Origin of the sequence: Actinospineispora spinosispora DSM 44797 (assembly GCF_000429025.1) — a bacterium.
In the GTDB taxonomy this organism is placed as follows: Bacteria; Actinomycetota; Actinomycetes; order Mycobacteriales; family Pseudonocardiaceae; genus Pseudonocardia; species Pseudonocardia spinosispora.
Window position 1 is genome coordinate 38,104 of sequence record NZ_AUBB01000033.1, and the last position, 13,901, is coordinate 52,004.

Annotated in this window: 10 protein-coding genes and 3 tRNA genes; 7 read left to right on the forward strand and 6 right to left on the reverse strand. The window is 69.9% G+C overall.

All coding sequences use genetic code 11. From position 1 onward, the window contains the following. The first annotated feature begins 18 nt into the window (after positions 1 to 18). A complete protein-coding gene (locus G406_RS0116365; protein ID WP_037076979.1) occupies positions 19 to 1,338 on the forward strand; it encodes an ArgE/DapE family deacylase in 1,320 nt (439 codons plus the stop codon). Then, positions 1,335 to 2,750 carry a purine-cytosine permease family protein gene (locus G406_RS0116370; protein WP_028934658.1) on the forward strand — a complete coding sequence of 472 codons (1,416 nt, stop codon included), beginning with the start codon at positions 1,335 to 1,337 and terminating at the stop codon, positions 2,748 to 2,750. The genes G406_RS0116365 and G406_RS0116370 overlap by 4 nt, the downstream gene beginning before the upstream one ends. On the opposite strand, the gene G406_RS47395 is transcribed toward G406_RS0116370, so the two are convergent. From G406_RS47395 to idi, 6 genes are all read right to left on the reverse strand, one after another. Then, positions 2,719 to 3,168, reverse strand: a complete 450-nt coding sequence (locus tag G406_RS47395) for a GNAT family N-acetyltransferase (protein WP_051342213.1) — start codon at positions 3,166 to 3,168, stop codon at positions 2,719 to 2,721. The two genes, G406_RS0116370 and G406_RS47395, sit on opposite strands and share 32 nt — an antisense overlap. A gap of 16 nt (positions 3,169 to 3,184) precedes the next feature. Beyond that, a tRNA-Met gene (locus tag G406_RS0116380) sits at positions 3,185 to 3,257 on the reverse strand. 16 nt (positions 3,258 to 3,273) lie between these two features. Beyond that, positions 3,274 to 3,350, reverse strand: a tRNA-Arg gene (locus G406_RS0116385). A 4-nt stretch (positions 3,351 to 3,354) separates the two neighbouring features. Further along, positions 3,355 to 3,427: transfer RNA gene (locus tag G406_RS0116390), tRNA-His, on the reverse strand. Positions 3,428 to 3,580: 153 nt separating this feature from the next. Next, complete coding sequence (locus G406_RS47400) at positions 3,581 to 4,429, reverse strand: alpha/beta fold hydrolase (protein ID WP_051342198.1); 849 nt, start codon at positions 4,427 to 4,429, stop codon at positions 3,581 to 3,583. Positions 4,430 to 4,483: 54 nt separating this feature from the next. Beyond that, positions 4,484 to 5,119 carry an isopentenyl-diphosphate Delta-isomerase gene (gene idi / locus G406_RS47405; RefSeq protein ID WP_064742943.1) on the reverse strand — a complete coding sequence of 212 codons (636 nt, stop codon included), beginning with the start codon at positions 5,117 to 5,119 and terminating at the stop codon, positions 4,484 to 4,486. 513 nt (positions 5,120 to 5,632) lie between these two features. Between idi and G406_RS0116405 the strand changes: the two genes are divergently transcribed. The 5 genes from G406_RS0116405 to car are packed head-to-tail and all read left to right on the forward strand — an operon-like array spanning position 5,633 to position 13,827. Further along, on the forward strand, positions 5,633 to 7,003 hold the full coding sequence (locus G406_RS0116405; RefSeq protein WP_051342199.1) for a cytochrome P450: 1,371 nt from the start codon (positions 5,633 to 5,635) through the stop codon (positions 7,001 to 7,003). Next, positions 7,000 to 8,049, forward strand: coding sequence for a terpene synthase family protein (locus G406_RS0116410; protein WP_028934660.1), 1,050 nt, complete (start codon positions 7,000 to 7,002; stop codon positions 8,047 to 8,049). Before G406_RS0116405 ends, G406_RS0116410 begins: the two co-directional genes overlap by 4 nt. Beyond that, positions 8,046 to 9,257: an NAD(P)/FAD-dependent oxidoreductase gene (locus G406_RS0116415; RefSeq protein ID WP_028934661.1), complete on the forward strand. Its 1,212-nt coding sequence runs from the start codon at positions 8,046 to 8,048 to the stop codon at positions 9,255 to 9,257. Before G406_RS0116410 ends, G406_RS0116415 begins: the two co-directional genes overlap by 4 nt. Positions 9,258 to 9,268: 11 nt before the next feature. Further along, positions 9,269 to 10,333: a polyprenyl synthetase family protein gene (locus G406_RS47410; protein WP_084216121.1), complete on the forward strand. Its 1,065-nt coding sequence runs from the start codon at positions 9,269 to 9,271 to the stop codon at positions 10,331 to 10,333. Positions 10,334 to 10,356: 23 nt separating this feature from the next. After that, complete coding sequence (gene car, locus G406_RS0116425; RefSeq protein ID WP_156934939.1) at positions 10,357 to 13,827, forward strand: carboxylic acid reductase; 3,471 nt, start codon at positions 10,357 to 10,359, stop codon at positions 13,825 to 13,827. Positions 13,828 to 13,901 lie beyond the last annotated feature (74 nt).

Consider the following 13,901-nt stretch of genomic DNA (forward strand, 5'->3'; position numbering starts at 1 on the left):
CCAGCGAATCGAGGCGTGATGGAGACAGCCGCCGCAGTCCGGATGGTGACCGCGCTCCTCGAGCGGGATCGAGAGTTCCCGATTGCGCTGACCAGGGAGTTGATGCGGATTCCGACGGTCAACCCGAAGTTCGAGACCGGTGCGGGCATCAATCGGGAGGCCGATGCCCAGCGGGTCGTCGCGGGGTACCTCGCCGATGCCGGGATGACCGTCGAGCAGTACGACGTCGTGCCCGACCGGCCCAATGTCTACGGTTTCCACGCCGGTTCCGACGAGCGCAGCCTCGTGCTCAACGGGCACATCGACGTGGTGCCGGTCGGCGACCGCGCCACCTGGTCGACCGATCCGTTCGGTGCCGAGCTGCGTGACGGCAGGCTGTACGGGCGCGGCGGTTACGACATGAAGGCGGGCGTCGCGGCCGCGGTCGCGACGGCGAGAGCGATCCACGAGTGCGGCATCGAGCTGGACGGGCGCCTCGAGGTACACAGTGTGGTCGACGAGGAGGCGGGCGGGTTCGGCACGAAGGACCTGGTCGGGCGGGGCCGCACGGCGTCGGCCGTCATCGTCGGCGAGCCCACCCAGGGCCAGGTGATGCCGTGCCAGCCCGGGCTGGAGTGGGTGCGGGTCACCATCCGGGGCCTCAGCGCGCACGCCGGCTGGCGCTACAACGACATCTATCCGCAGCGCGACACGAGCGACCGAACGCGGCCCGGGGTGAACGCGGCGGAGCTGGCCGCGCGGTTCCTCACCGCCGTGGGCCAGCTGGAGCGCGACTGGGGCTGCCGGAAACCGGCGCACCCCCTGCTGCCGCCGGGCATCACCACGATCAATCCGGGTGTGGTCCAGGTCGGCTCCGGCATCGGAGAGGACGGTCTTCCGGTGACGATGACGAACCCGGCGACCACACCGGACGTCGCGGTGCTCGACTTCGACCTGAAGTACCTGCCCAGCGAGACGTCGAAGGGGATCCGGGCCGAGTTCGAGGAGTTCGTCGCCCACTGGGCCGCGCAGGACTCCTGGCTGCGCGCCCATCCCCCACAGGTGCGCTGGGAGCTGGGCGACCTGCACTTCCCCGCGTTCGACACCCCGGTCGACTTCCCGGTCATCGACAGCATCCGGCGTCAGCGCGCCGAGCTGGGCCACACCACCGAGGTCACCGGGTTCGTCGCGGTGTGCGACGGCGCGTTCTACCGCCCGACGGGCGCGGTCCCGCTGATCTACGGCGCGCTGGGTGCCGACGCGCACGGTCCCGACGAGTGGGTCGACGTCGAGTCGATCGTCGACACCGCGAAGGTGTACGCCGCCGCGGCGATCGAGTACTGCGGGGTCCGGCCATGAGCGAGTCCGAGGAGGCACTGGCTCGCCGGTACCGGCAGCCGAAGGGCATCGAGCAGTACGGCGTCGAGGCGATCCCCGACGAGAAGAAGACCGTCCGCTGGTGGGACGTGTCGTTCATGATCCTGAACTTCCTGATCAACCCGGGGATGATTCTGATCGCGGGCGGCGCGGTCGCGGCGGGCTTGCCGTTCTGGGCGGCGGTCGCGGCGATGACCGGCGGCATCGTCGTCGCGTTCGCCGCGTACTCGGTCATGGCAACGGTGGGTGTCGACTACGGGCTGCCCGGTCAGGTCGGTACCCGGATCACCTTCGGGCTGCGCGGCGCCCAGTGGATCCCCTCGGCCCTGCACATGATCAGCTCGGTCTACTGGTTCGCCTTCCAGACGGTCGCCGGCGCACTGGGCATCATCGCGGTGCTGCGCGGGCTGACCGGCCAGACGTTCAGCTTCGCGCTGGTCAGCGTGCTGTTCGCGGTGATACAGGCCGCGGTGGCGCTGATCGGCTACGACTCGGTGAAGGTGCTGTCGCGGGTCGCGTTCCCGGTGAAGATCCTGCTGTCGGTCGTGTTCATCGTGGTGTTGATGACGAACGATGCGCCGGGTTACTCCCCCGGCGAGGTGCTCGGGTTCGCGGGGCACATCCCCTGGCAGTGGCCGCTGATCGCACTGTGGCTGGGCAGCGTGGTGTCCGCCTGGCTCTCGATGATCACCAACGCCAGCGACTTCTGCCGTTACTCGCGCAGCCGGGTCGACATGTGGGCGGGGACGATGGCCGCCGCCGTGATCGGCACGTTGATCACCGCGTTCGTGGGCTGCTACGCGGCGGCCGCATCGGGTGGCAACGCCAACGCGTTCGACGTGCTCGCCCAGATCACGCACAACCCGCTGCTGCTGGGTGTCGTCCTGCTCTACATCGTGCTGGACAACTGGACGATCAACGTGCTGAACCTGTACACGGCGGGGCTGGCGCTGGTGAACATCGTGCGCAGGCTCGGCCGGTTCTGGGCGACGCTGGGGCTCGCGGTGATCGGCATCGCGCTGTCGCTGCTGCCCGAGCTGGTCAACGGGTTCACCGGGTTCATGACGGTGATGGGGAACTTCTTCGCGCCGGTCGCCGGTGTGCTGATCGCCGACTACCTGTTCGGCAAGCGGATGAGCATCGTCGTCCCGGAGCTGTTCGACCGGAAGGGGCGCTACTGGTACTGGTCCGGGTTCAACTGGCTGGCCGTGGGCTGGGTGGTCGCCGGGTTCGGAATCTATCTGCTGTTGCCCGAGGTCACGGTGCCCTCGGTGAGCTGCACGCTCATCGTGCTGCTCGGCTACGCACTGACCGCGCGGCTGCTGGGCCGCCTGCCGGCGCTGCATACCGCGAACGAGCCGGTCACTGCCCGGGAGGCGTCGATGACCTCGTGATGAGTGCGGGACTCGTACTCGGCCCGTACAGCTCCATGCCGATCGACGGGGCGAACCCGGTGAATCCGAGCTCGCGGTATAGGGCCTGCCCCGGTGGGTCGGCGACGAGCGACAGGTAGACGTCCGGCTCGCTCTGTGCCGCCAGCTCCAGCAGCCTGGTCAGGATGCGGCGGCCGATGCCTCGGCGCTGGTGTTCGGGTTCGACCGCCATGTCGACGACCTGCAGCGCCAGCGAACCGTCACCGATGAGCCGGCCCATGCCGACGACCGGGCCACCGTCGATCGTGGCGATGACGGAGGCCCAGCTGCGCGGCAGGCCGCGCCGGGCGGCCTCGATCGACCGGGGGCTCAGCCCGGCGCACGCACGCAGGCGCACGAAGTCCTCGGGTGTCGGGGTCTGGTCGTGGAGTACGTACACGTGCTCGACTCTACGGTGGCGTGGGCCGGGTTCGAACCGGCGTCCTCGGCTTTATGAGAGCCGCGCTTTTCCCATTGAGCTACCACGCCCTGTGCAATTGAAGAATGGTGCGCCGGGAGGGATTCGAACCCCCAACCCTCTCATTCGAAGTGAGATGCTCTGATCCGTTGAGCTACCGGCGCGGGGTGTGACCACAGGGATTCGAACCCTGTCCTGCCGGATCACAACCGGCTGTGCGTGCCCGCTACACCATGGTCACCACGACAGTGCCCGGCGCGCAAAAAAGCCGCCGGACCTGGGCAGGTCGGGCGGCTGAGCCACTGCACGAGAGAACAGCTAGCGGCGCCGCGCGACCTGGCGATGCATGCGGCGATGGGTTCCGCTCCCGCTGTTCTGGCTCATGTCGACAACGCTAACGGTCACGCATTTCCCGCGCCATCGAGTTTCTCCCGGTGCGTGTGGCGAATTCGAGGAGTTCGGTGTTGTAGCGGGATTGCTCGCTGATGTAGAGGCCGTGGCCAGCTCCGGGAAGAACGACGAGCGTGCTGTCCGGGATCAATGCGGCGCTCGGGCGGCCGGTGCGCTCGATCGGCGCGGAGGTGTCGGCGTCGCCTTGGATGACCAGCGTCGGCACCCGCAGCGCGGCGAGCTCGCCGCGCAGGTCCGCGGTGGCGAACGCGCGGGTCGTCTCGACCAGGATGTGGACCGGGGTGTCCAGGATCTGGCGAGCGGTCCAGTCCATCAGCGCGGGCGACACGTCGTAGCCGATGCCCCAGTACCCGGCGGCACGGGCGTCGATCCAGGCACCCACATCGGTGAGCAGCTCACGCTCGTTCGCGGCCGTCATCTCGGGGGTGACGCCGTCCGGGTTGTCCTCGGCGTACGCCAGGAACGGTGTGGTCGGCGCGCTCAGGACCAGTCCGCTGATGCGGGTGTCACCGTGGCGGGTCAGGTAGCGAACCGCTTCGGCCGCACCCATGGACTGGGCGACCAGCAGCACGTCGTCGAGGCCGAGGCCCTCGATGACGGCGGCGATGTCGTCGGCGAGCGAGTCCAGGTCGTACCCGAGGGAGGGCCGATCCGAGCGGCCGTGCCCACGCCGGTCGACCGTGATGCACCGCAGACCGGCCCGGCCCAGATGCGCCACCTGATACGCCCACATGTCGCCGGTCAGTCCCCAGGCGTGCACGAACAGAGCCGGCCGGCCCCGCCCCCACTCCGAGTAGAACAGCCGCGACCCGGTGATCTCAACAAAAGGCATGCAGCCACGCTAAAGCCACTCCCCTGACACCTTCTGGCAGTGAACTTCGCCTACCTAGCGTGCACTTCGCACAGGTTGGGACGTGTGCGACGTGCACTCTGGGTGCGCGACGTCGCTGCGAGGCGCGGCGGGCGGGAGACGCTCGTCGGGCGCTGTGGGCCAGTCGCAGACGGTTGTGCCCCAGGGGAGCAGGTGCTGGACCTGCTCGCGGCACCACGGCGACACCTCGAAGGCGCCGGAGGTGACGGCGTCGCACAGCTCGGCCCACTCGACCCAGCGGAAGTCGTCGGTCTCGTCGGGGTCGGGCGTGGGGGTCTCGTCGGTGTAGGCCCGGAAGACGGGGCACAGCTCGTTCTCCACCACGCCGTTGCCCATCACCGCGCGGTAGCGGAACTCGGGCAGTATCAGGTCGAGACCCGTCGGGGTGACACCGAGCTCCTCCCTCAGCCGCCGGAGCACGGCCGACGCCAGCGTCTCGCCGGGCGCCGGGTGTCCGCAGCAGGAATTGGTCCACACGCCGGGCCAGGTCTTCTTCCGCGCCGAACGACGGGTCATCAACACCTCGTTGCGGGAATTGCTGAGGTAACACGAGAACGCCAGATGCAACGGGGTTTCAGCATGGTGGACAGTCGCCTTGTCCGCACTTCCGATAAAACGCCCTGCCTCGTCGAGCAGCACCACCTCTTCCACTGAACTCACTCCGTCCTGGTATTAGTCGCGCCATCGGGCGCGTACGAACAGCGACGATGACAGCCACCCGCTCGACGGTCAAGCCCTGTGTCGATAAAGCAGGAAAAAGGAAAATCAGACCCGGCCCCGAGCCGGTACCGCTGACCCGACCGCGTGGTCGGGCGAGGCAACCGGCAGGGCGGCACGTCAGACGACGGGCGCCACATGCGACACAAAGAATGTAAGGAACACGCAAGGCCGCTAGAGGATCAAGGGCTCAAACGCCTACCTTGGACCTACGCAACACGCAAAGTGCTTGCACTGGCACGTAAAGAGTGTAAGGATCTCGTCCAAGCAGCGGGGCGGTCACCAGTCGGTGAGTGGCGGCCCCCGGAGAAGCACCTGCTCGTTTCATGGACCGGTGAACGAACACCGCGCCATTCCGGCAGGCGACCCGAACCACATACACGCTGACCTCGCGATGAAGTCATCAGACGTTCTTCGGATCGAGGTGGACAGAATCCGGAGATCTTTATGACCGTCACCCAGACGAACAGTCATTACAAGATCGGCGATGCTCCCGGGCGGGTACCGATCTTGGGGAATGCTATCCAGATATTCCGTGAGCCACTCACCTATCTGCCCACCTTGCGCCACCACGGTGATCTGGTCCGGGTGAAACTGGGCCGGGATATCGCATACATGGCGGTGTCGCACGACGTCGTCCAGGAGGTGCTGCACAACCCGCACGCATTCGACAAGGGCGGCGAGTTCATCGACAAGATGCGGGTCATTCTCGGCGACGGTGTCGGCACCTGCAGCGTGACGACCCACAAACGTCAGCGTCGGTTCATCCAGCCCGCGTTCACCAAGGAGAAGATCTCCGGCTACACCGAGGTGATGGCCAAGCACGTGTCCGACCTGGTCGACTCGTGGCAGCCGGGCCAGGAGGTCAACCTGCCCGAGGAGATGAGCAGGTTGACGACCAGGGTGACGGCCCAGGCGATGTTCTCCGACGAGCAGGTCAGCACGGAGGCGATCGCCGAGGTCCAGCGTTCCTTCCCGGTGGTGTGGAAGGGCGTCTACCACCGGATGATGCTGCCGCTTCCGTTGCTGCATCAGCTTCCGACCAGGGCGAACAAGGACTTCCGGCACGCGCTCCAGCGGCTGGAGGACGTCATCTCGTCGATGCTGGTGGCCTACCGCCGCGACGGCGGCCCGCACGAGGACATCCTGTCCGTCCTGATGTCGGGCCGGGACGAAGACGGTGTCGGCCTGACCGACGCGGAGATCCGCGACGAGCTGATGACCGTGCTCGCGGCCGGGGTGGAGACCCCGGCATCGGGGCTGACCTGGGCGCTCTACCTGCTGAGCCAGCACCCCGAAGCCGAGTCCCGCCTGCACGAGGAGGTCGACTCGGTACTGGGCGGCCGCACGGCGACCGACGCGGACTATCCGGCGTTGCCGTTCACGAACCGCGTGGTCAACGAGGCGCTGAGGATGTTCCCGCCGGTGTGGTTCATCACCCGCAGGGCGGTCGTCGACACGACGCTGGCCGGGTACGACATCCCCCGGGGCGCGAGCATCCTGTTCAGCCCGTACGCGCTGCACCGGGACCCGGCGGTGTTCACCGATCCGGAGTCGTTCGTGCCCGACCGCTGGCTGCCGGAGAATCTGAGGAAGCTGCCGCGCAACGCGGTGATCTCGTTCAGCGGCGGCACCCGCAAATGCCTCGGCGACGCTCTGGCCAACCACGAGATGACCATCGCGCTCGCCTCGATCGCCGCCCGGTGGAGGTTCCGGCACAAGCCGGGCCACACCCTCACGCCGGTGGCGCACGCGGAGCTGACCACGGGCGACCTCCCGATGATCGTCGAGGCACGCCGCCAAGGCCACTCGGCATGACCGGCGTCGACACCAGGCCCTCGGCGCGGCCGACCGTCGCGCCGCCGCCGGGGCACCCGCTGCTCGACCTTCCCTCGGCGGTCTCCCCGCACCGGGCCGAGCTCGAGGCCGCGATCCTCGAGTGGGCGGTCCGCTACGAGCTTCTGGACGACGAGCGCGCGCGGGAGAAGCTCGCGCGCACCCGGCTCGGCGAGCTCGTGGCGCGCTCCTACCCCACGATCATCCCGTCCAGGGTCGAGGCGGTCGCGGGGTGGTTCACCTGGGCGTTTGTCATCGACGACTGCTACGAGGCGTGGACCGGCCGCTATGACGAGGCCGCCGCGCGCACCATGGGTGTCCTGACCAGGCAGCCCGCGCGCGACCGCTCGGACACCCGGTTGGAAGCACAGCTCGCCGCCGTGTGGCATCGGCTGGCGGCCGACATGAGCACCGAGTGGCGCCTGCGGTTCGCCCAGCACATGGGGCACTTCCTGGCCGCGTTCAAGTACGAGGCCGTCAACCGGCGCACCGGGCGGGTTCCGGAGCTGCTGGGCTACACCCAGCTGCGGCGGGCCTCCGGCGGCATCACGCCGTCGCTGGATCTGCTGCAGGTGGCGACCGGGCGGGAGGTGCCCGCGCTGCTGCACGAGTTCGAACAGGTCCACACGATGTTCAACCGGACCGCCGACGTCGTGGTGTGGGTCAACGACATCATGTCGCTGCGCAAGGAGCTCGCCGCCGGGGAGACCACGAACGGTGTGCTCGTCCTCGCCGAGGAACGGGGCATCGGGCTGCAGGAGGCGATCGACGAGGTCTACGAGCTGGTCGCACGGCAGATCGACCAGTTCGAGCAGGCCTGGGCGGAGCTGGAGTTCGTGATGCACCGCTGGCATGGGCTGGAACCCGGGGCCGTCGAGGCGATGCGCACCTTCGCCGGTGGGATGCGCTCCTGGATGCGCGGCAACCTCGACTGGTCCGGCCTCAGCGACCGCTACCAGGTCACCGACGGCGTGCTCCTGGCCACCGATCCATCCCTGGTGATGCCGACGGATCGGGGAACACGATGAGCACCTCCCTGGACCGGACGCACGTCGTCCTGCTCGGCGCGGGCTACGCCTCGATCTGGGCGTACCGGGCACTCACCCGCCGGTTGCCGCGCCGGGTGCGCATCACCGTCGTCGAGCCCCAGCCGATGCATGTCTTCCACGGCTGGACCGGCGAGGTGCTGTCCGCCGAGCTGCCCCCGGACGCCCAGTTCAGCCCGGTCTCCGAGGCACTGCCCAAGGCCGAACACGTGCGCGGATGGGCCCGCGGCGTGGACCGCGAGACCCGGACGGTCACGGTGGAGCTCGTGGACGGCGGCCAGGCGCACCTGCACTACGACCACCTCGTCGTCGGCATCGGAGCGGTCGAGGAGCTCGACTCCGTCCCCGGCCTGCGGGAGCACGCGTTCTCGCTGCGTGAGGCCGGCCGGACCGCGACGCTGTCCGCGCACCTGGACGAGTGCATCGCCGAAGCCGCCGCGGTCGAGGCATCCGAGGAGCGGGCCAGGCTGCTGCACGTCGTGCTGGCCGGCGCGGGGCTCGCCGGGATCGAGGCGTCGGTCGCCGTCGCCCAACGGCTCGCCAAGGCCGGCGCGAACGGCGCGAAGGTGACCCTCGTCGGGTCCTCCACGACCCTGGCGCTCGAACTGTCGCCCACGCTGCGCGACCGGGTCACCGAGGAGCTGGCGCGCAACGACGTCCGGGTCGTCGCCCCGGCTCGCGTCGCCGCCGTCACCCCGGACGGGGTGAAGCTGGACGACGGCTCCTGGCTCCCCAGCGCGACCACGATCGCCTCGGTCGGCAATCGGGCACACCCGTTGGCCGGCCTCACGGACCTGGCGACCGACGCCGCCGGGCGGCTGAGGACCGACGAGTACCTGCGGATCGAGCCCCGCATCTGGGCGGGCGGCGACGCCGCGTGTGTGCGCACGTCGGTGGGTGGGGTCTGCCCGAAGGACGCGGGCTGGGCGATCGGGCAGGGCAGCTGGCTGGGCCGCAACATCGCGCGAACGATCCTCGGCCGACCGCCGAAGCGCTTCACCTGGATGAGCGCGGGGGTCACCGCCGGGTTCGGCGCCGGGCACGCGGTCCTCGACACCTGGGGCATGCCCGTCCGGGGTCGGCCGGCCTGGCTGTCGCGTGCCGCATTCTTCGCCTTCTACCTACCGTCGCGCCGGCAGCTGCTGCGAGTGCTGTGGCTGCTCGCGCGGCGCCGCCTGTCCCGATCGTGACCACCAGCCGGATGGACGGACCGCCCGTGCCGATCTCCGCCACCGACGCCGGCTCGCACCGGACACCGGATCCGCTCGCCGTCGCCGCCACCATCCGTGGCCTCGTCCTGCCCGCTCAACGGCGGTACGTCGAGCAGCTCATGCCGTCGGTCGCGCACGTCGTCGGCTACCACGTTGGCTGGCTCGACGAGAACGGGAACGACGCCATCGGCCGTGCCGGCAAGTCGGTGCGACCGGTGATCGCGGTGCTCGCGGCGCGGGCGGCCGGGCTGCGGGAGACGGTGGCGGTACGGGCCGCCGTCGCCGTCGAGATGGTGCACCACTTCTCCCTGCTGCACGACGACGTGATCGACGGCGACCGCGAGCGCAGGCACCGGCCGGCCGCGTGGACCGTCTTCGGCACACCCGCCGCGATCCTGACGGGCGACGCCCTGCTCGCCGGGTCGGTGCAGCTGATCGCCGAGATCGGCGGCGGCCACGGCCGTCGGGCGACCGAGCTGCTCGTGGCCACCGTGCAGGAATTGGTACGCGGTCAGTCCCTCGACGTCGCCTTCGAGCGGCGACGCTCCGTGACACCGGACGAGTACTCGGACATGGTGCACGGCAAGACGGCTTCCCTGCTGTCCTGCGCGGCGTGCCTCGGCCCGGTGCTGGCCGGAGCGCCGGACTCGGTGACCGGCGGGTTCGCCGCCTTCGGCTCGCACCTGGGAATGGCCTTCCAGCTCGTCGACGACCTGCTCGGCATCTGGGGGGACCCGGCCAACACCGGCAAGCCCGTGCTGGCCGACGTCCACCGACGGAAGAAGTCCGCGCCGGTCCTCGCCGCGCTGAACTCGGGCGAATCCGGTGCGCGCCGGCTGGCCGAGCTCTACGACCGGCCGCACGCGCTCGATGCCGACGAGGCCGGCGAGGCGGCGCACCTCATCGAGCAGTGCGGCGGCAGGCATTGGGCCGAGGCCCAGGCCGCGCGGCACACCGAGTCCGCGCTCGCCCGGCTTCGGTCGGTCGGCGCCGACCCGGAGCAACTCACCACTCTCGCCGCGCTGACCAGCCACTTCCTCCGGCGCGACCGTTGACCTACAGCTGACAGAGGTGGAACGTGTTCAGACTCGACCACGATGCCCAGGCTCGACGGGCCGCGCTGCTGGCGCACGATGCCCAGTTCGCGGCCGCATGTCCGTCGGACGAGGTCACGGAGGCGATCAGGCGGCCGTCGCTGCCGCTGACCACGCTCCTGGAGACGGTGATGACGGCGTACGCGGATCGGCCCGCGCTCGGTGAGCGTGCCGTCGAGCTCGTCGTCGACCCGGTCACCGGGCGGACCACACGGCGTGCGCTCCCCCGGTTCGACACGGTCAGCTACGGCGAGCTGTGGCGGCGGGCGGGCGCGGTCGCCGCCGCCCTGCACCACGACGAGCACGATCCGGTGCGGGTCGGCGACCGCGTGGCGACGCTCGGCTTCACCAGCGGTGACTACGCCACGATCGACCTGGCCTGTGTCCGGCTCGGTGCGGTCGCCGTGCCGCTGCAGGCGGGCTCCTCGACCGGCCAGCTGCTTCCCATCCTCGGCGAGACCGAGCCCCGGGTCCTCGCGGTCGGCCTGGAGCAGCTGGCGACGGCGGTCGAGGTCGTCGAGTCCGGTAGCTCGATCCGACGGGTCGTGGTGTTCGACCACCACCCGGATGTGGACGACGAGCGGGACCGGCTCGACGCCGCCCGCGCCCGCCTCACCGCGTCGGGCCACGACGTGGTGATCGGGTCGCTGCCGCGGCTGCTCGACCGGGGGGCCACGCTGCCGCTGGCGCCGGACCTCGACGCGGACGAGGACCGGCTCGCCCTGTTGATCTACACGTCCGGTACGACCGGTCTGCCCAAGGGCGCGATGTACCCGGCGCGGCTGGTCGCGCAGCTGTGGCGCGGGTTCTTCCCCGAACGGCCCGGGCTTCCGCTGATCGATGTCGCCTATCTGCCGATGAGTCATCTGGCCGGCCGCGCGGTGCTGTTCAGCACGCTGGCAAGGGGCGGGACGTCGTTCTTCACCGTGCGCAGCGATCTGTCCGCTCTGTTCGAGGACATCGCGCTCGTCCGGCCGACCGTGATGATGCTCGTTCCCCGCCTCTGTGACCTGCTGTATCAGCGCTACCAGGCGCAGCTCGGTGTCGACGGTGCCGAGGAGTCCGGGCTGAAGGCGCACCTGCGTGACACCGTGTTCGGCGGCCGCGTCCTGTGGGCGGTGTGCGGATCGGCGCCGTTGTCGACGGAGCTGACGGACTTCGTCGGCTCCACGCTCGGCGTCCCGTTGTCGGACGGCTACGCCTCGACCGAGGCGGGCGCGGTGCTGTTCGACCGCCGCGTGATGCGCGAGCACGTGGTCGACTACCGCCTCGACGACGTGCCGGACCTCGGCTATTTCACGACCGACTCGCCGCACCCGCGCGGCGAGCTGCTGATCCGGTCGAGCACCCTGATCCCCGGCTACTTCAACCGCCCGGACGCCACCGCCGAGGCGTTCACCTCCGACGGCTTCTACCGCACCGGCGACATCGTCGCCGAGGTCGCACCGGACGAGCTGACCTACCTCGATCGGCGCACGAACATCCTGAAGCTGTCCCAGGGTGAGTTCGTCGCGATCTCCCGGCTGGAGGCGTTGTTCGTCGCCAGCCCGGTGGTCCAGCAGATCTACCTCTACGGCAACAGCGAGCGCGCCTACCTGCTCGCGGTGGTCGTGCCCACACCCGAGTCGCTCGCCGAGGTGGATCACGACGTGCACCGCGTCGCCTCGCTCGTGCGGGACTCGCTGCGGCGGATCGCGGGCGCCGAGGGACTGGAAGGGTACGAGGTTCCTCGGGACCTGCTGATCGAGACCGAGCCCTTCACCCCGGAGAACGGGCTGCTGTCCGCGGTCCGGAAGCTGCAGCGCCCCACGCTCGACGCTCGTTACGGCGCCCTGCTCGAACGTCGCTACACCCAGGCCGCCGAGCGCGAAGCGGCCGAGCTGCGACGGCTGACCGCCACCGGGCGCGATCAGCCGGTGCTCGACACCGTCCTCGCCTCGGTCCGGGCGGTACTCGACGTCACGGCCGAGGAGATCACCCCGGACCTGCGGTTCATCGACCTCGGCGGCGACTCGCTGTCCGCGCTGAGCCTGTCGAACCTGCTGCGCGAGATCTTCGCGGTGGACGTCCCGGTCGGCGTCGTCGTCAGCCCTGCCGGCGACCTGCGTGCCCTGGCCGGCTACCTCGAACGCGCCCTCGGGCCGGGGAGCGGGCCCACCGCCGCCACCGTCCACGGCCCCGACCTGACCGAACCGCGGGCTCGTGACCTCACCCTGGACGGCTTCCTCGACGCCGAGACACTCGACGCGGCCGCGAACCTGCCGAAACCGGCCGGGCGTGCCAGGACGGTCCTGCTGACCGGCGCGAACGGCTACCTCGGCCGGTTCCTCTGCCTGGAGTGGCTGCGGCGGCTCGGGCCCGAGGGCGGAACCCTCATCTGTGTGGGCCGTGGCGGCGACGACGAGGCCGCCCGCGCCCGGCTGGACGCGGCGTTCGACAGCGGCGACCCGGACCTGCTCCGGCGCTACCGCGAACACGCCGGCTCCACACTGACCGTGCTGGCAGGCGACCTCGCCGAACCCCGCTTCGGACTCGAACGCGAGACCTGGCAACGCCTCGCCGACACGGTGGACCTGATCGTGCATGCGGGCGCGTTCGTCAACCACGTCCTGCCCTACGCCGAGCTGTTCGGCCCCAACGTCGTGGGCACCGCTGAGGTGATCCGCCTCGCCCTGACCACGACGCTCAAACCGGTCAGCTACGTGTCCACCGTCGGTGTGCTGACCGGGGCGCCCGCCGACATGGCCGAAGACGCCGACGTTCGGCAGGCCATCCCGGCTCGACGACTCGACGACGGCTACGCGAGCGGCTACGCGGCCAGCAAGTGGGCGGGCGAGGTGCTGCTGAGGGAGGCACACGATCTGTGTGGTCTTCCGGTCGCGACGTTCCGCTCGGACCTGATCCTGGCCCACAGCCACTACGGCGGGCAGCTCAACGTGCCCGACGTGTTCACCCGGCTGGTGCTGAGCCTCCTCGCCACCGGTGTCGCGCCACGCTCGTTCTACGCGACCGAGGGGCGCGCGCACTCCGGTGGGCTGCCCGTGGACTTCGTGGCCAGGGCCGTCACCGCTCTCGGCGCCGCCACGGTGAAGGGCTGCGAGACCTACAACGTGATCAACCCGCACGACGACGGGATCTCCTTCGACACCTACGTCGACTGGCTCGTCGAGGCGGGCCATCCGATCACCCGGATCGACGACCACCGCGCGTGGCTGACCCGCTTCGAGGCCGCCCTGCGCGCGCTGCCACCGCGACAGCGGCACCACTCCCTGCTGCCGTTGCTGCACGCGTTCGCCGAACCCACGCACCCGGTCGCCGGCTCCACCGTCCCGACGAGCCACTTCCGGGCCGCGGTGCACGAGCTGGCCCTCGACCCGACCGGCGACATCCCGCACGTCACACCCGCCCTGATCCACAAGTACCCCGCGGACCTGACCCGCCTAGGCCTGTTGTGACACCTCACGGACCGTCGGTTTACTAATAGACCGACAGTCGGTATGTTCCTTGAATCGGTGAGGCGAGAGGGACA